10 protein-coding genes are annotated in these 18,833 nt (G+C 60.2%); 3 read left to right on the top strand and 7 right to left on the bottom strand.

The window, feature by feature from the left end:
• Positions 1 to 207 precede the first annotated feature (207 nt).
• Entirely contained in the window at positions 208 to 492 is a 285-nt protein-coding gene (locus tag JFX23_RS03240; RefSeq protein WP_005963298.1) for a WXG100 family type VII secretion target, read from the bottom strand.
• A gap of 31 nt (positions 493 to 523) precedes the next feature.
• Positions 524 to 835 carry a WXG100 family type VII secretion target gene (locus tag JFX23_RS03235; protein WP_198775705.1) on the bottom strand — a complete coding sequence of 104 codons (312 nt, stop codon included), beginning with the start codon at positions 833 to 835 and terminating at the stop codon, positions 524 to 526.
• Between the two features lie 939 nt (positions 836 to 1,774).
• Here JFX23_RS03235 and eccD point away from each other — a divergent pair.
• From eccD to JFX23_RS03220, 3 genes are all read left to right on the top strand, one after another.
• Positions 1,775 to 3,085 (top strand): type VII secretion integral membrane protein EccD, encoded by a 1,311-nt coding sequence (eccD, locus tag JFX23_RS03230; protein ID WP_198775704.1) that lies wholly within the window; start codon positions 1,775 to 1,777, stop codon positions 3,083 to 3,085.
• Positions 3,085 to 4,545, top strand: a complete 1,461-nt coding sequence (eccB, locus tag JFX23_RS03225; protein ID WP_198775703.1) for a type VII secretion protein EccB — start codon at positions 3,085 to 3,087, stop codon at positions 4,543 to 4,545. The genes eccD and eccB overlap by 1 nt, the downstream gene beginning before the upstream one ends.
• Positions 4,546 to 4,796: 251 nt before the next feature.
• Complete coding sequence (locus JFX23_RS03220; RefSeq protein ID WP_198775702.1) at positions 4,797 to 5,975, top strand: S8 family serine peptidase; 1,179 nt, start codon at positions 4,797 to 4,799, stop codon at positions 5,973 to 5,975.
• A gap of 243 nt (positions 5,976 to 6,218) precedes the next feature.
• Here the strand turns inward: JFX23_RS03220 and JFX23_RS03215 are convergent, their stop codons facing one another.
• From JFX23_RS03215 to JFX23_RS03195, 5 genes are all read right to left on the bottom strand, one after another.
• Positions 6,219 to 7,820, bottom strand: coding sequence for a serine/threonine-protein kinase (locus JFX23_RS03215; RefSeq protein WP_198775701.1), 1,602 nt, complete (start codon positions 7,818 to 7,820; stop codon positions 6,219 to 6,221).
• Positions 7,817 to 10,408, bottom strand: a complete 2,592-nt coding sequence (locus JFX23_RS03210) for a transglutaminase-like domain-containing protein (protein WP_198775700.1) — start codon at positions 10,406 to 10,408, stop codon at positions 7,817 to 7,819. Before JFX23_RS03210 ends, JFX23_RS03215 begins: the two co-directional genes overlap by 4 nt.
• 35 nt (positions 10,409 to 10,443) lie before the next feature.
• Positions 10,444 to 11,631, bottom strand: coding sequence for a DUF58 domain-containing protein (locus tag JFX23_RS03205; RefSeq protein ID WP_233050549.1), 1,188 nt, complete (start codon positions 11,629 to 11,631; stop codon positions 10,444 to 10,446).
• A gap of 65 nt (positions 11,632 to 11,696) precedes the next feature.
• Positions 11,697 to 12,662 carry an AAA family ATPase gene (locus tag JFX23_RS03200; RefSeq protein ID WP_198775699.1) on the bottom strand — a complete coding sequence of 322 codons (966 nt, stop codon included), beginning with the start codon at positions 12,660 to 12,662 and terminating at the stop codon, positions 11,697 to 11,699.
• 84 nt (positions 12,663 to 12,746) lie between these two features.
• Complete coding sequence (locus JFX23_RS03195) at positions 12,747 to 18,470, bottom strand: Ig-like domain-containing protein (protein ID WP_198775804.1); 5,724 nt, start codon at positions 18,468 to 18,470, stop codon at positions 12,747 to 12,749.
• Positions 18,471 to 18,833 lie beyond the last annotated feature (363 nt).

Below are 18,833 nucleotides of genomic sequence, written 5' to 3'. Positions count from 1 at the left end.
TGCCACACGACAGGAACAGAACGGAAAACCTGGAACCGGAGGCGGGAACTAGTGAAAACCACCAAAACTCGATAGGCACCCCAAAACCCAACGAACCCCACACCCCAAAACCCAACGAACCCCACACCCCAAAACCCAACGAGCCCCGTATCCACAACGGATACGGGGCTCTAGCTCAGCGATGGAGCATATGCTCCTATCGAATCCTCAGGAGAAACGAGCAGCATTCGCCGAATCAGTCGAGCTATACGACTGATTCGCCGATTCAACAAGGGTGGAGATCTGTGCGAGGACATCGCGCATACCGGTCATGCCCTCGGTCCACTGCTGCTTCGCAACCAGGTAAGCCTCCTGAGCATCGCCTTCCCAGTTGGATCGGAGCTGCTGAAGCTCCGCATCCATGTTGTCCAGGGTGGACTGGATAGCGGTAGCTCCACTGTTGAGGTCACTGGAAGCCGTGCTGAGCGATCCGTAGTTGACTTTGAGATCCATGAGTTCTTCCTACCTACTTCTACTACCGGGGTCAGCCCAAACGGCTCGCGAGCTTGGCGAATGTACTCTCTTGCTCCTGATCAGCAACGTCGTAATCACGCTGAGCGGAACGCAGGTTGTCCTCAAACTGAACGAGGGCGTTATTCACCTTGTTTGCTTCCTCGTTCCAACGAGCCATGAGAGCATGGAACGCCGTGGCCGCAGGACCGGTCCAGTTGGAGCCAATAGAGGCCATCTGACTCTCAACGGCGGCAATACGCGCCTTAAGATCTTCACGAGTCGCCGACACGGTATCGGCACCCTTAAGGATTGCTCCCTCGGCTGCAGAAATCTGACCTGCCATATTCTTCTCCTCCATAGCGGGATGCACAGTGGATGCCGATCACACCCAGAGCTGTTGGCAAGTCTCACCCTAAACGAGAGAGCGCCGCCCGTCCATCGCCCGGATCAGTATGCACACTCACGGGAAAAGAACAGCACCCCATGGCGAAATATCGACGGATTCCCCGGTCATTCGTGGGCAGAGAAAACGACAGCTCACGATACGGGCCCGGACCCAGGCTCAGGGATGAAACCCGCTCCGACGCGAGCCCCACACGATGATCACCGGCCCACGACAAGAGGAGCAGTTCACCATCTCGCACAAGCAACACTTCCACATCTCGGCACACACCAAAAGGGGAGATCCATGTCTTTCACAAGGAGCACCTCCACATCGGTGCACACCAAGAGATCAGTACGACCCGATCCTCCCAATTCTGCGAAGAAACTCATCGGCGACAACCCGCGACACAACGTCCCACAACTCGATGTAGCATCGAGCTCGCCTGCCCCCCCTTATTCCCCTGTGAACACCACTGATTGAGGAGTCTTCGATCGAGAGGAGACTCTACGACCACCCTGCCAATAGAACGAGCGTATCGAACAGTGAAGAACTCATCGTACCGAGCCTGACGCTTCCTTCTCGTATCGATCAAGTCCCCGACAGGCAAAAGCGCCAACGGGAACAGAAAGACGAGGGTCACCACTATGGCGAACAGGATCACGCTACCGACAAGGAGATCACGGTTCCGACGAGGAATTGAGTCATGGTGCCGTTGTCAACGAGGTAAGAATCATTACAGGTCACATATATCCCGACTACATCCCGGCCCTTTCAATGGCGAAACGACGCGCCGAAGCTCATACAGGATGCCTTCAGGACATAGACTCTTCATTCGCTTCGACAAGCACTAGCCTATGAGCAGGAAACTCGCACCATGTGAAGGACGCGGAGGACTCGATGTCTACGATGACGCGAACAGGCACGGCCCTGATGCCAATCTCAGTGAGCTATGCCGGAGAAACCATCGACATGTCGATCCCCCAATCGGTATGCCTAGCCGAAGCCATCCCCGGGATAGTCTCAGCCCTGGGCCGACTCGACCCGAGCAGCGTCTCAGGAGGATTCGAGATCATCACCTCCGGAGGACGAAAACTCGACCAGTCGAAATCCCTACCCGACCAGAACGTCCAAGCCGGGGCGCTCCTCACCCTAGAACCCATCGGACAATCCGCCAAAGACCTGCGTTACGACGACCTCATAGAAGCAGTCGGCTCCAGCGTCGACCAAGATTCAAAGGAATGGACCCCCGCCGACTCCCTCCAACTCTCCTCCCACGCAGCCGCAGCTCTCATCCTCGTCGCAGCCCTCCTCCTCACCCTCGGACCTGAACACGGATACCTCAGTGCCGCAATCGGAATCATCGGAGCACTCCTCGTCGTCGCCGCCTCCGCAATCATCATCAGGATCCCCTCCGTCGCAGGAGCCGTATCACTACTCGCCACAGCACCCCTGCTCATGATGTCCGCCGGATTCAACCTCGTCGGAGGAGGCTGGCGGCCCATCACTTGGCTAGCCGGAGGAGCCGGCATCCTCGTCGCCGCAGCGTCCGCCCTCGTCCTCCCCTCACGTATGCGCGCCATCGTGGCTGCGCCGCTCGTCCTAGGAACAACGATGGTCCTCAACGGAGTCATCGGAGCCTCCACAACGATCCCCGTAGAGAAGACCGCCTCACTCGCCCTCGCCCTCCTCCTCATCACCTCCCTCTCAGCCCCCTGGCTCGCCCTCGCTCAGGTTCCCGTCAAAGTCACGGGCCCCACTTCAATGGCGCCAATCGACATCTACGAAGTCCACGGAAAGGTCTCCACCTCACAAGTCTTCGTCGTCGCCGTCAAAACGGGAGTGTCCATCTCCTTGGGATTCCTCGCCCCCATGCTGCTCAACTCGCCCGAGGCGATCATTCTGCTCGGATGCTCCGGAGCCGCCCTCATGCTCACCACCCGCTCCCTACGATCACGCCTGGAAGTCCTCATCGGCGTCATCACCGGGATGCTGCTCACCCTGGGTGCCATGTTCGGCGCAGCCCGCTCCCACCCCGCAATGGTCCCCAGCATCGTCATCGCGGCCCTCACAGTCGCCGCCTGTCTCCTGGCCGCCAATGTCGTCAACGCTCGCACACGCCCATGGCTCACCCGCGCCGCCAACGCCCTGAGCATCATCGTCCTCCTGACGATCCTGCCCCTGACCACCCTGGTGTGGGGAGTGATCTGATGCCCTCAAATAAGGACATTCTCGAGGCCCAGCGCTTCAACCGGCGTCGACTCATCGCCGCATTCTCATCAGGAACCCCCGGCGGGAAAGAAGTCGACGCGCCAAATAACCTGCGTCCCCTCCTCGTCGGTGCCGTCATCGCGGCGCTCATCCTCATCGTCGCCGCCGTCATGGGGCGTTTCTCCCCAACCCTGCCCCAAGGCTGGGAGAACTCAACGATGATCGTCATCAAATCAAGTGGAGCCCGCTACTACACGATTGACGGGACTTTGCGCCCCGTCACCAACATCACCTCCGCCAGGCTCCTATCTGAAGCAGGCTCCTACAAGACGAGCAGAGTCTCGGCCTCGACCATTGAAGGACTCCCCCGAGGATCCCAAGTCGGAATCACCGGCATCCCCGATGACATCCCCTCATCCTCGGCCCTCCACTCCGATGAGTGGATGTCGTGTGCGCTCGAAGGCGGAACCCACACCTGGGTCGCCGGTAAACCCGAAGGAACCTCAAACGCAGGCTTAGCCCTCGTCACCAGCGCAAATCGCCAGTACCTCATTAGTGGAGGAACCCGCTACCTGCTCGACACGACAGGCACCCTCGGTCCTGCCCGCTCCCTCGGCCTCGACCAAGTCACCCCTATCGAAGTTGAAGCCGCATGGCTCGACCTCTTCGTCAAAGGATCAGACCTGGCACCCCTCTCCATTGATGATGCCGGCCAGCCCGCCACAAACATGCCCGAGCGCCTCAAATCGGCTCGAATCGGAACCATTATTGAAGTCCGGGACGAAGCGAAGGAGAAAAGCCCCAGCCGCGCCTACATCGTCACGGGGGACGGTCGCATCGCGTCCCTGTCATCCGTCGCGCGCCGCATGTACGAGCTTTCCGACGCCTACCAGAAAGCCGGAAACCCGCTAAGCGCCACAATCGCCGATATTCAAGATCTTGGAGGGAACGAAACATTCGGCCCCGCCGACTGGCCTTCGACAATCAACATTGACGAGGTCGTCAACACCGATTCCGTTCCCTGCGCAAACCTCGTCTTGTCCGCTACCGGTGCCCGCACTGAACTGCTGTCAATGAACGCTCGGGAAGCCAGGCGCGCCGCCAGTGGCGCTGCGTCAACAACGAACGCTTCTGCAACGGAGGTGCCAACTGGTTCTCAAACAGAAGGGAAGACCGGATCTCAAACAGAAGGGAAAACGGAGCCGCTTAGCTCCGTCACCGTGCGAGGCGGCTCAGGAGCCCTCGTCCGCGCCTCTTCGGGCGGAACCCTGGGTGCCACCATGTTCATCTCCGACATCGGCAGAGCACACGGCTTAGGAGAAAACCCCGCCGACGCCATTGCCCGCCTGTCATGGACTGATAAAGATGTCGTGTCCGTTCCCTCGGCGTGGACGAAATTGGTCGAGCCCGGTGAAGATATGACCGCCGAAGCGGTGTGGACTACCGTGGGCGTCCAATGAAAAGACACAGGCGCAGCCTCGTCGCCGTGATGTTCTCGGCGATCCTCCTATCTTCCCCGTGTGTCGCGTCTTATCCGCGCGTCACACACGCGGCACTGTCGGACACTCCCGCTCAGGCGACAGCGAACGCTCCCGCTGGGGCGGAGGAAACCCCGGCAAAGGCGCTAATGGATGCCCCGCTTAGAGTGGAGGACACCCCGCTTGGGACGGCAACGGACGCTCCCGCTGAGGCGACAGTGAACGCTCCGACTGTGGCGTCGCAGAGAACTCCCACTGGACTGAAAGCAGATGCCCCCACCGGGCCAGCAGAGGACCCGTGCGTCGATAACCTCAACGACCACACCCTCGTCTCCCAGACTCCCTCGTTCATCGCACAACTGGGAATGAACGACGCCTGGCAATTATCCGAGGGCAACGTCCTCGTCGCCGTTGTCGATTCCGGTGTCGACGCCTCCAACCCCCACTTCCTTGAAGGCGCCGTCCTCGCCGGCACAGACTTCATTGACCACAGCGACGGACGAATCGACAATTCCGGACACGGAACCGCAGTCGCAGGCCAAATCGCGGCGAGGAAGATCGAAAGCTCAGGAGTCGTCGGCATGGCGCCCCACTCGCAGATCCTGCCCGTCCGCGTCTATGAGAACATCGACTCGGAAACAGTCCAAGCAGGCCGAGGGCCCAACTCCCGAGTCACTGCGGAAGGGATTCGCTGGGCCGCAGACCGCGGCGCCGTCATCATCACCGTCCCCCTCTCCTCCTCAACACCCTCCCCAGAATTGGAAAGCGCCGTGCGCTATGCCACGGACAAGGGCTCCCTGGTGGTCGCCTCAGCGGGCAACACTGAGACCACGGAACAATCAGAGACGAACACCATTCGCTATCCGGCCGCCTACCCTGAAGTCCTCTCCGTGACCGCCGTTGATGAGCACGGACTGCCCAGCGACCAAGTTGTGGCAGGAACACATATCGAGGTCGCCGCCCCGGGCAGCAAAGTCCTCACGACCTACAAGAGCTACGGCGACTGCATCCTCGCCCCCGACGCTCCAAGGACCTCCTACGCCACCGGCTACGTGGCGGGCCTGGCCGCCCTCGTCGCATCCACGTACCCCGCCGAAACCGTGCCCGAATGGAAGTACCGCATCCTGGCAACTGCACTGCGCCCCAATGCAGCGAAGAAATCGGAGCGCCTCGGTTGGGGGATCATCGCCCCCTACGACGCACTCAACTTCACGAACGACGGCACCGCTGCCGGACCGGACAACCCGAAATATCCTCGCGCGCAGAAAGCCGCACCACGGCTGATGCCTCGCCCAACGCCCCATAGCGACCGACGCGGAGCACATCGCCTCCTGATCCTCATCATGACAGGAGCGGGATCCTCCCTCGTTGCCGCACTCTTCCTCGCCTCGTGGTTCAAACGACACCCTTGAGCTACGACGCTGAAGAACTCAGCGTTTCCTCCGCATTCTGCTCCCCACGTCCTACTCAACACACGAGCCAGAGCTTTCCCCGCGTCCTACTCAACACACGAGCAAACAACTCCCACACCTGAGAACACCCGCACCTTGCTCAGCGCCCGCGCTCACGTCCTCGTGCACTCCACCCCGGGCTCATTCGACGACTACACGCTTCTACCTGAGCCCACGCGCCCATCGCACGCTCCTGCGTGAAACTCACTCGACGTTCACGCACTCCTCCACCACCGAGGATTGACGCCCCCGCTCACTAACCGCAACAACCTGCAAACAGTTCTCCCCCGGAACCCCCACCAAGGTCACAGTATTCGCATCAATGTTATTCAAAATCGGATCCTCACCCGGCCTCAGTGCCGTGTACACATAGTGATCCGTCTTCGCAACACGAAACCCCGGCTCCGATTGGGAATCAGAACGAGACTCTTCAGCCCCGATCCACGTCCACGTGACCCTGCCGTCCTCGACCCTCCCTGAAAGCGAGGTGACCGGGGCCGGAGGGGCATCGACCGGATCAAGAGCCTCAGTTCCCTGATCTATAGGACTTGGAGCCACAGAGACCCTCTGCCCTCCCCCGGTGAGCATCGCGACAACCAAGCCCGCAACAATCACCGCCGCCACAACAACGAGGGCACTAATCCCCCACATGGAGACCCGGCGAGGCTCCACATCCTCCTGAGCAACGTCAACTCGACCCGCAGTGGTCGCCGACCTCGGCTCTTTCCACGCATCAGCATGAGCTTCAACGCCTGAATCGAAATCAAAACTCCTCGCACGAAGCCTCGTCCGATCGGGATCAACTGAAGGAAATGAACGCAGCCGCGTGCCCTGCTCGGCCTGCGCAAACCCCCGCTCATCCGGCTGCTCAAGCGCTGCAGCCCCACCGAGTATCCCCACCGGAGGGGGCGAAGCGGCTTCAGGGCGCGGATCGCGAATCTCAAGACGAGTCACAGGCCTTCCCATAAGCCTTTGAATCCCTTGGAGGGCCCGCCCGAACTCGGCAGCGCAGGGCGTTCGCTCCAAGGGATCAAGCCTCATCGCACGGAGGAGGACCTTCTCCAACTCTTCAGGCGCATCCGCGCGCCCCAGGCCGCGAATACGTCCAGAACGCACCCTCGAAGCAACGGCGACAGCAGAATTATCCCCAAAGGGATCCTCGAAAGGACTACGACCCGTCAAAAGAGTCCACGTCGTACTCGCTAAGGCCCACACGTCTTGAGTCGGATGAATATGGGTCCGCTGATCCTGTTGCTCAGGTGGAGCCCACAGAACAGAGAAACCGTCAAGAACACCATCAGCGAGGACACCAATAGGAGAAGCAACCCCGAAATCAGCGAGGACGGGACGCCCATATGAGTCGAGCATGATATTCGCCGGCTTAATATCACGGTGCACGATACCCGCACGATGAAGCATCTCAACCCCACCGCTAATCTGCACCATAACGTCAAGAGCTTGGTCGATTGACATGGGGCGTGCTCGCACTTGCTCGCCCACATCAGCAACCGGACAATACTCCATCACCAAGAACGGACGCCCATCCTCAGCGGTGCCCGCTCCGTGCAGGGGAACAATCGCCGGATGGCCCGCGACCGCAGTCATCGCATTCGCTTCGCGTCGCAACTCGGCGGCACCCCGCTCATCGTTGAGAGAGCGCACAACCTTAATCGCTACATCACGAGAGGGCAGAAGCTGATGGTAGAGGTGCACGTCCGCGAATCCCCCCGAACCCAAGGGCCTGACCCATTCAAAGCCAGGCAGTTCAGGAGCAGAATCGATTGCTGATGGCGAAACAGGCGTCATCGGGACCTCTTTCCAGGCGATTGCCTCTTTCTGGGCGATTGCCGCGTCATGAAGGGAAGCGAACCCCTGCGTTTCGGATTATCGCCCTGCTCGGCTTGGCGCTTCTTCTCCGCGCGAGCGGCCAGCGCACGTCGATTCCGGGCGCGCAGTGATCTGAGAGACAAAGCGAAACGGATGCGTCCCAGTATTCTCATTCCACCTCTGAGATCCCGACGCAAAGTATCGACATCCTTCCAGGCCAGGAGCGCTTCCGAGCCGAATGCGGCGTCTTCGGCGAAATCTGCGATATCTGCGCGCCGGGCAATGGCGACGGTCGTGGGAACCTCTTGCTCGAACAGGGTCCACCCGGGAACTGCGGTGAGCCCAGCGGCCCTGCCCTCCCGGGTGCCCGCGACCTCGCCCTCCCGGGTGCCAACAGCCGCGCCCTCCTGGGTGCCCGCGGCCCTCGAAGAAGCAGCGCGCTGCGACCACAGACTCGTCAACTCCCACGCCGTCTCTTGACGGGTCTTATTCACACTCACCGTGATTCCCGCGTCAGTCGCCATATCGACGACCTCGTCCCACGAACCAACCAAAACAGCATGAGGATCCGGGCCCCGGCGACGCGCACGACGACGCAGCGCCTTCGCCAACACGATCACCACAATCGGGCCAATGAGCACAAGAAGCAACCCCGAAACACCGGCGATCGCCTTCCAGGGAATCTCGAAGCGATCATCGTCCTCGGACTCCGTATCACGATCCGAAGTCACAGGCGGCAACTCCGTCGGATCCTCGGGAGGCTCAGGCGGTTGCAAGACCTGCGGGCGGGGCACCGACTTCGGTTCAGGCACCTCAGTCTGCGGTTTCTGGTCGCGCGGCGGAGTCGGATCGAAAACACCCCAACCGACCCCCTCGAACTCGACCTCCACCCACATGCGCATATCAGAGCCGTAAAAGACCACATCCCCAAAGGTCTCCTGCGAGTAGAAGCCCATCACGACCCTGGCATTGATTCCCAGGGAGTGGAGCATGAGCGCCATGAGGGTCGCGTACTGTTCATCATCGCCAATGAGCTGTTCAGCTTCGAGCATCCGCTGGAGACGGTCAGCACGGTGTCCTGGACGCGAATGGGCTGCGTCCTCGTTCGAATAAAAACCATTCTCCGACAAGTAGCGTTCAATCGCGCGAACCCTCGCCAAAGGCGACTGCTCCTTCGCGGTGACCGTAGTCGCCAATTGAGCGACATCCTCGGGAACCTTCTCATCAAAACCGTGAAAGGCAAGAGTTTCAACATCGGCCAGTTGACCATCCGAAGGTTTCGGCTCGATATACGAGGTGATGGCGTAGTCCATGGAGGAGTTCGGCCCAGTCGTCAAAGCTGAATCGGACCACGAATTGGCGTGCAAACCCTTCTGGAGCGCACGCGCGTTTTCACCGGTGAACCTCAAAGTCTGAACGTTTCCGAGCGAAGGCACCCACGGGCCAATGAGGCCCGATGTCCTCATGTGCATCTCAGCGAACACGGCGCCCTCGCCAATGGCCTGCTCGGGCAGACGAGAACCAACGGAACGAAAACCCGAGTCAGGGTGAGCATCCGCTCCGCTCATCCCGAAAGTCGTGCCATCGTAGACATCCACAACCGCGAAACGCACCCTCGCCGATTCGGGAAGCCCCGAGACTGACAGGAGTTCCTTGCTCTCCAAATCTGTCGTGTAGTGGCGAAACGCCGCCAAGGGTGAAGGGTAGTCGCGAAGATCGAGCGGCGGTTCAACAAGGTCTCGCGCAACGATCCGCGAATCCCAAGGCCCCCATCCGATCGTGGCTGGCACGCCGAGCCCCACTCCGATTCCCGTCATAATCAGGGCCGAGACGAGTCTGCGTCCAAGATTGACGACGCTGCGCGAACGAGTACTCGTCGAAGAGGCCGTGGCGCTCATCGTGTTCGCCTTCGCACCTTTACCGATGATGATGTCCTCGCCAACGGTGATACGACGCCTGAGAGCCGCCACAGCCCACCACAGAAGAACCAGCGCCCACCAGATGACGACGGGCCACAGCCTCGGATGTGTTCCCGAAGGGCCAAAAGCGATGCCAATGACTCCCATGAGGATGATCGGAATAGTCCCGAGGATTGCACGCCCCCAACGCAGCGTCACAAGCCCAGCGAACGTCGACAACACGAGGCCACTGATCCAGGGGACCAGGGCGGGCCCCACATAGGAGGATGCGGGCGGAGTGAGAGTGAGCAGATCCTTCCATGACTGGACCGAACCGAGGACCAGAAGCTGGAGAGTCTGCCCCGTCGGGATCACCCCAAACAGGCACGTCGTCCCCAATGCGAGGCCACCGCCGAGCAGGAGATACGCAGCGAGCAGGGCCGCGAGGACCGAAAGCGCATCCCATCTCCAACGAGTTGCCGCCGCTGAGATGAGCAAGCCGACGAGGACGCCGACTGTGGCTGCGATGAACCCCGAATAGTCACCGAAGATCGGCCCGTGAGTGGCAATAGGGCCGAGGAAGAGGAGGAGAAGAAGGAGGAGGGTCCACCACGGTTGGCGGACACGACCCGCCCCGCGCGTCTCGGCGCTCTTCGCGCCAGGATGCATGCTCGCCCTACGCGAGCCTCTACTCGGGGGCACACTCATTCCAGCGCCCCCCTCGCGATCAATCGCGGCAGATCATCGAGAGACGGACAATCCAACAGCACACCCCGAGTGAGTTTGCGTCGACGCCTCGAAGCGCCGGGACGAATCCGAATGACCAGGGTCGACACGTCCGCACCCGTCAGGCGCGCCACACGTGAAGCCTGTTCATCTGAAACATTGGGGTTCACGATGATCGTCACCGCAGACACTCCGGCGCGCTCTTCGACGCAGCGCCTCACCCTGTCCTCAATATCGATCGCATCCTTGGCCTCGACCTCGGTCAAAGCATCAAGCATGCGTACCGGCGACGTGGTCGACACCCATCCGCTCGAAGTGCTCATCGACACCGCGCGGGATGCTCCCAGAGCGGCGAGGGCGAGAGAAGCGCCAGCTGAGATCGCCGTTTCGAAAGCCTCACTCGGCCAAGCGTGAGCCGCAGTATCGAGGATGATCATGTGGTGGGAGCGGCGCGTCTCTTCAAACTGGCGGACGATGAGACGACCGAGGCGAGCAGTGGACACCCAGTGCACGTTGCGCCGGTCATCACCGGGTTCGTAATCGCGCAGAGCATGAAAAGAAACATCCGAAGAGGACAGTTTCGCCGTCGTCACGCCTTCGACATCCATCTGGAATCCCGTGGCATCGAAAGAGAGTCTCAAGGTCCGCGGGTGGACGCGAAGAATGTCGGGCCGATCCCAGATACGCACCCGGCGTAACAATCCCAAACCATCCGAGCGAACCGAGCGGGCAGGACCGATACTGATCAGGCCTCGTCGGCGAGTGATGACTGAGAACATTTCATTCCACTCGCCCCTGGGGCCCAGTGGGGGAACGAGGAAGTGTCCGACCCCGTTTCCGATGGGAAGCTCAATGACTCCCGAAGAGACGGGCCTATTGCGCGTATTGGTCACCGTGATCGCACCAACAGCGCTTTGTCCGGCAACGATGCGTTCCTTCGGCAAGTCGATCGTGATCTGGTGGGGAGTGGGCCAAATGACGAGTGCGAGGGCCAGGAGGAGAACCACCATGCAGATCGCCGCAATGAGGTACGCCTCAACCCACCCCCACTGTGCGGCGATCCACACGGCGAGGAGCCCGCTGATGAGCACGGCCCATCCTGTGGGGGTGGGGGTCTTCAACCAGGCGAGGACGAGGGCGGGCACGCGGGTCTTCCCGGCGAGCATCTCACGGGCCTTCTCGGCGAGCATCTCACGGGTCTTGTCGAATCGAGCTGTAAGAGCCACCGGGGTCAGGCACCCACCGCCGGTGCGGGAACAGTGGTCAAGGCGCGCTTGATGACGCCCTCGGCTGTGGCCCCGGAGAAAGAAGCATCCGGGTCGACGAGGATCCGGTGCGCCCACACGGGAACAGCGAGATCCTTGACATCATCCGGCAAGACGAAGTTGCGTCCCTGGGCGGCGGCCCACACGCGAATGCAGCGCGCCATGCCGATTGCGCCTCTCGTGGAGACACCCAGGGTTGATGACTCATCCGCTCTGGTTGCTTCAGCCAGGGCGGCGATGTAGTCGAGAATTGCACGATCCGTGTGATTGAGGGCTGCAAGCTCAGAAAGTCGAACAACCTGGTCCGCTCTGAGCAGGGGCCTGACTCGTTGTGAACGGTCGGGCGCAGCCGCTCCGTTGAGGACATCAATCATGGCTGCGCGCGAAGGGTAGCCGATTGATGTTTTCATGAGGAAACGGTCGAGCTGTGCTTCAGGCAGGGGGTACGTGCCGGCCTGTTCGATCGGGTTCTGGGTCGCGATCACCATGAAGGGCGCGGGCGCAGGGTGGCGCACACCGTCGACCGTCACCTGGGATTCCTCCATCACTTCGAGGAGCGCCGACTGAGTCTTGGGTGAAGCACGATTGATCTCATCGGCCAGGACGATTTCAGCGAAAATCGGGCCCCTGTGAAATCGCCAATCACCGGTTTTCTGGTCGTACATATTGACGCCGGTGATATCGGAAGGCAGCAGGTCGGGGGTGAACTGGATTCGAGTGGTTTTCGAGTCGATGACCTTCGACATGGCGCGAGCCAAAGCGGTTTTGCCCGTACCGGGAGCATCTTCAAGGAGAAGATGCCCGCCTGCGAACATCGTCGTCAGAGCCAGACGGATCGTATGCTCCTTATCGAGGACAGCCGTGGAGATCCCCTCCACCAATCCTGCGAAGGTCTGAGCGAATCGGGTGGCATCTTGAATACTGATCGTCATATCGGTCCTAGATCCTTGTCATCTTTGAAAGCACGTCACGAGTTTGCGACTGGGATTATTCCGCTCCACAGTTATTGGCCCACATCAACCGCCAGCCCCCTGGGCGACTACTGTCAGGGGCGCGGATGAGCTCGCACCCCACACATTCGAAATCTCCAGAACGAAAGTATGGGCTTTACCCGCTTCCAGCTCTGAAAGCGGGTAAGCGCCATTCTTGTATTCGACTGGAACCCGCGAACCATCAACAATCAGAACCGCACTTGTGACAGGCGGGCTTGCCGTTTCGACATTCCATTTGACGGTGATACTCGACGCTGAAACGAGGGGCGCCGTCAAAGTCGGAGTCTCAGGTTTCGATTCGGGTGCCACGGCTTGCGCCGTCACAGTTTCAGAAACCGAAGCATGACCCGTCGAAGCGACACCGACCTGACAGAAGGAATAGGAGACGGGGTCATTGCTGTGCGAGTTGACGCTCATCCTCGTCATGTCGAGGATCTCGCTATTCGCGTTGCACGCCTGGCCCGCAACCGCGTAGTGGATCTGAAGGTCGCTCGAATCGTATCCACGCCCACCCCTCTTCGACAGGCCACGAACCTTGAGTTCTCCCTTCACACCCGTCGGTTCAAGCCTGAGATTATCGGTGGCGGGCGCGAGGGGAATGGTGGACACCTTCACACTCGATATGCCAACATTGGACTTGTTGCCATGAATATTCGAGGTCTGCACCCTCACCTCATGACTGATTTCCGGCACAACACCGCCAATGACCGCCGACACCTGGTTCTTATCAACGCTTGTCGAGATCCCCCCGACACTCACCGTGGTGTTACCCCAATCAGAATCCTCAGGACTACCCCGATTCCAGGACACCTGCACGGTCGCGCTCTGCCCGTCAGCACTCGCTTCAATCACAGTGGCCGTGACCGAGCTCGGCGTATCAGGGAAACCATAGGGGGTACCAATGGCACCATCCGAACTTTGCGAGGGCTCCTTCGCCCTATTGTGGGCGACAACGCTGAGAGTGTAGGACTGGCCGTTCCTCAAGCCCCTCACGACGGCGCTCGTGGAGGTCACTTCCTGGGTCCTGATTCCATCCACCCCGGCAATGCTCAGCGTGTACCTCGTGATCGCAGAGCCCTCATTGTGCGGGGGAGCCCAAGAGACCACGAGTTCACGATCCCCCGCTTCAATCGTCGGCGTGGGCACTTTACCGGGGACCGCGTCAATGAGTTCGTAGTTCGACACGGCAGAAGGATCCGAATATCCGACCTCGTTATGAGCGCGAACCGTGAAAGCGTGCTCCTCACCATTACGCAAACCGGATGCCTCACACAGAGCCGTCGCACACCTGTAGCTCTGCCCCGTCGTCACATCCGTCATCTCATAGTGGTCGATCTGCGCACCGTTATTCGCCCCAGGGGTGAAGGACACTCGGGCCCTACCGGCACCCGCAACAGAGGCTCTCACCACTGTGGGAGGGGCAGGACGATCGCGAACAGTCAAAATGATTTTGCCCTGCACATAACGCGACGGGTCCTCCGTCGCATCAGCGACCTTATACGTCACGACCATTGACCCGCTCCTGCCCGCCTGCGGAGTGATCGTCAGAGCGTAGCGTTTGGGGTCGGGATCCAAAGTGCCCTCCCCAACTTGGAACTGCACCGAATGGATGCGCAGCCGAGTCTCTTTGAAGGGGTTGAACAGCGCGGGAGTCAAATCAACAGTCACCGCTTGTCCAGCATTAGCGGTAGTGATCTCAATATCCGTTGCACGTGCAAGCTCCGCAGTGGAGGACACGATTTTCACGGGAATCTGCGCTTCAACCTCACCCGAGCCGTCATTGACGGTGACCGTAATGGGTTCGAGGTCGCCCTTTTGCTGTCCGGCCAGAGCCTGAACGGATAAAGTGTGCCCGCTGAGCGACACGCTCGCCCCGGCGGGGCTCTTCACCAAGGAGTAGGCGAAGGACTTCGGGTCTTCGTCGTCTGGATCGTTGACCATTAAGGAAAGATCGTAGGAAACCGGGTCGTCTCCCACGGCGATTCTGATGGCTGTGGGAGTCAGCGTCGGAGGATGGTTGCTCGTCGCTTTGACTCTGATGGGGATCGTCAAAACGGCTGAAAGCGCAGAGTCATCATCTGCAAGGCCGTCGCGGACTTCAAAAGAGAGAGAACTCTTCCCAACGTAATCCTTGGCGACGTGGAACTTAATCGAATGGTCCCCCACGAGTTCAATCCCGGGGTCAATGCCGACCGAACTCGTCAAGGAATTCGCATTCACAATGTGCGCGCTACGCCCCGTGCGCACCATGACATAGTCGTTGATGTCGATATTGAGGTCTTCACCGGCACGCACTTCCAGGGGAATGCGGGTCTCATCGATCACTGGGTTCGTCCGGTTGATTCCTGGGACGAAAACGACTGCAGAGGAACTCAAACCGTCCCGGTCCGTAATCGTGTAGACGACCAGCGTCCTGCTCTCAGCCGGAGTGATGAGCAGTTCGTGTCCCTCGACCGAGGCGATGGGAGAGTTCGTTGACACGCTGAGGTCGGCGAGAACACCATCCGGGTCGTCATCGTTTTGCGTCACCGCGACACGGACCTTGCCGTTATTCGCAGGCAATTCGGAGATGGCGACAACATCGTCGCGTGCAATCGGGGCCTGCAGCGGAGCATCTCGTTTAACATGGATCGCCAGATTACCCGTGTCCATGCCTCCTTTCCCGTCGGAGATCCGATAGGCGACCGCGTAATCGCCCTCGTCCCTGGGAGAGGTGAAGGTGATGCTTGTGCCCGTAATACGAGCCCCCAGAGCCTCGCTGCTGGCGAGCAGGGACCCCTCGACCAGGGAAATCGTGTCCCCGTCCGCGTCAATGTCATTGACCAGAACACCGACCGACACTTCACGATCCGGGCGGATGGTCATGGCATCATCGACGGCGATCGGCTCTTGGTTCCGAGTCGCAGGAGGGGCGATCCCCACGCGAACACGGGCCGTTGCCTGTTTACCCTTACGATCCTCAACGATGTAGGTGAAAACGTCAGTGCCCTTCGCCCCCTTGGAGGGCGTGTATTCGAGCCAACTCGTTCCCAACTCGACAGTGCCTTTCGTCGGCGACTGTTCGATTCCGACCAGGGCCACGGAATCCCCATCCGGGTCAATGCCATTGAGGGGCACGGGGATCCTCGTCATTTCGGATGTGACCGCCCACGCGGTCAGTGCTTTGGGCTGGGGCGCAGAGTTCGTCTGAGAATCCGCGATCACTTCAAAAGTGACGGTTGAGGAGGCCTCATTGCCCGCAGAGTCGCGCACCGTGTAGGTCACAGTGACAATCCCCGGGGTGTCTCCCGCTTCGAAACGAACAAGATCACCCGTGACGAAAGCTGAACCGACTTCCGGCCTGTTCGTGGTGTCCTCAAGCGTTGTCAGTAGGGTCATCGTCAGGCCCGCGGGCGAACGGTCATTCGCCAAGACCGCTACGGAGCCGAGGTCTCCCACACGTACTTTCGCACTATCAGGATTGACTTCGGGCGCTTCATTCACGTCCCTGGATCTCGTAGGAACGACTGTCACCTGCGCGCGCGCCGTGTCCTGACCATTGGAAACGGTGTATGTGAAGGCGACTGAATCCTCCAGGCCCGAAGGCGCAGTGATGCGCAAAATATGTCGGTCGATGAGAGTGACCTGCAATCCAAGGGATTCATCGACCTCAACGCTCTGAACGACGAGGACCCCGCCAGCCGGATCCGTGTCATTCGCCAAAGGCGCAACCAGGGTCGAACCTCCTGCGGGCAAGACCGCCAGATCATCTTCAGCGATGGGGGTGGCCTTCTCCTCGGCGTCAACGACATCGACTCGGATGACGCCCAGGGCTGTTGATGGCCCATCGGTCACCGTGTACGTGAACTGGTACGAGCCCGGGGCGGTGCCGGTGAAGGTGATGGTCCCCAAGTTCAGATCCGGAACCAGAGTCGTCGTCACAGGTGCGATAGATACCGCGACCAGGGACAGTGCGTCCCCATTGGGGTCGGTGTCGTTGCTGATCGGATCGAGGACGAGGGGCTCTCCGACTCGTGCGACGTAGAAGTCCGCGTTGGCAGTGGGAGCGAGATTGCCGGCCTCTTGCACGTTGAGTGTGAGGACTCCGCTGGTGGTTTCACGCCCATCAGAGACTTCGATCCCGATGGTCTTCATGCCGGGGCCTGCTCCGAGTTCTTTGATCGACACAGTCCCGTCTTCTGAGAACTGCACGGACAGGCCTTCAGAGGCGAGCGCTCCGGCGAGGTAGATCTGGTCGCCATCGGGGTCAATCCAATCGGAGAGAACGTTGTATTCGATCTGAGCTTCAGCTCCGATCTTGATGAGAGGATTGCGGACTTGTTGGGGCCCTTCATTGACGGACCAGGGATGCACTGACACCGTCACAGTCGCCGTGTCGGCGGCCTCCCCATCCGTCGCCTCGTACACGAAAGAGGTTGTGCCCGTCTGTTGTTCATCCACGTCCGTGATCTGCAGGGCGCGACCACCTCGGGTTGACACGACCCGACCGAAGTCGGCGGCTTCAAGGGCCCTCGCCGTTAAGACGTCGCCGTCAGCATCCGAGTCGTTGTTCAACACCGGCAAGGTGGTCGAACGCCCCGGACGGATGCCGAACTCGTCGTCGACCGCTTCAGGAGGAGTGTTCTTCTCCTGCCTCTCAGGGTCGGCGATCTCCTCACTGAGCTCGGGAGTCTCTTCCTGGGTCTTGTTCTTGATGAGTTCCTTCTCGACTTGGTCCCAGTCGCTCATCAACACCATGTTCTCGTCGGGGAGCCAAACAGAACCATTGCCGATGTCGTTGAGGACGATCCGAGTACGGTTCGTGCGGAAGACAATCTCCCCGGCCCCTTGGAGAGTCTCAACGATGCTTGATTCATTCATCGCGGCATCGTCACAGACCCGCAGGTAGGCTCCCGACACCGCCCAGGCCGCGTAGGCGCAGCGGTTGTGACGAACCGGAGCAGCTGCCTGGCCTGTCAGCTCATTAGGAGAGGTACCAAGGACTTTCGCATGACCGCCTTTGAGGGGCACTGCGAAAAGCCCGCTTGTCGTTGCCAGGAGAACATCGTCCGAGGCCGGGCCCGGCTGTTGGAGGACGACCCCCTGGGAGATCCCCTCGGCGGTGAGGTCGTACAGTTCACCATTGGGCAGGATAAGGGTGTTGCTCGCCGAGTCGAGGCCGACAGCGCGTTCTCCGACGACTGTCAGGCTGAGTTCGGCTGTGTGGGACAGTCCGGGGACTGGGGTCTGATGAGTCTCGATGACGGCACCGGTGCGTTGAGCGGTGAAGAGTTCACCTGCGACGGCAGAAAGAGCGTAGACCGTCCCATTGATGGAAGTTGCGATGGCCCCATCTTCTAATCCGCTCTTCAGCGCTGTTTCTTGGGTGTAGGCGATCGAGGAGGGGGCTGTGGCATCGGAGAGCCACACGTTTCCTTCAGTGGGGTCGATGACGCCAATGGCTGGGCCGCCTTGCATGGCGACAGCGCTTTCAGGCAGCGAAGTCGCAGCCCCCAGGGCAACACTCGACACGTCGACCGGTGCGATGGATCGGGAGGTGAAGTCGGAGAAGGTGACGGTGTCTTCGGCTTGGCCGATGTCGAAATCTGTCGATTGCGTCAAAAAAGCAGCGTCGAGGATTCGAGCGTCATAGTTCATATGACCGACCATGAGTTTCGACTCGTTGGTCACCCAGATGCCGCCGTCGTCCACGTTGACTTCAGTGGTTTCGATGCCTCGGGAGAGGACCGCGAGGAGTGATATCACCATTGAGAAGACGATGACGATGATCGCTGGGGTCCGCTGGAGCAGGCTTCGACGAGAGCGCGAAGCAGCATGACGCGAAGCGGCACGGGAAGTCATCAATACCTCAGGTCTTCTTCCGATGAACAGCGATCCCCATGCATTGTGGCATGCTTTGCCCGAGTGACGTTGACAGGGGGCAGCCTCGCTGGCCGCTCGCCTCCTACCACCGCTCATGTCCAGCCACAGCCCCCTTCCTGCGGCTATTCATTTCCTGCCACCGCTCGTTTCCAGCTATCGAGCACTTCCTGCTGTGGCTCGTTTCCTACGCTCACTCCTTTCTTGCCGCCGCTCAGTTCCCGTCCCCACTCACTTCTGGTCTCTACCCGG

Origin of the sequence: Schaalia cardiffensis, assembly GCF_016405145.1 — a bacterium.
Taxonomy (GTDB): Bacteria; Actinomycetota; Actinomycetes; order Actinomycetales; family Actinomycetaceae; genus Pauljensenia; species Pauljensenia cardiffensis.
This window is presented reverse-complemented; position numbering and strand designations above follow the sequence as displayed.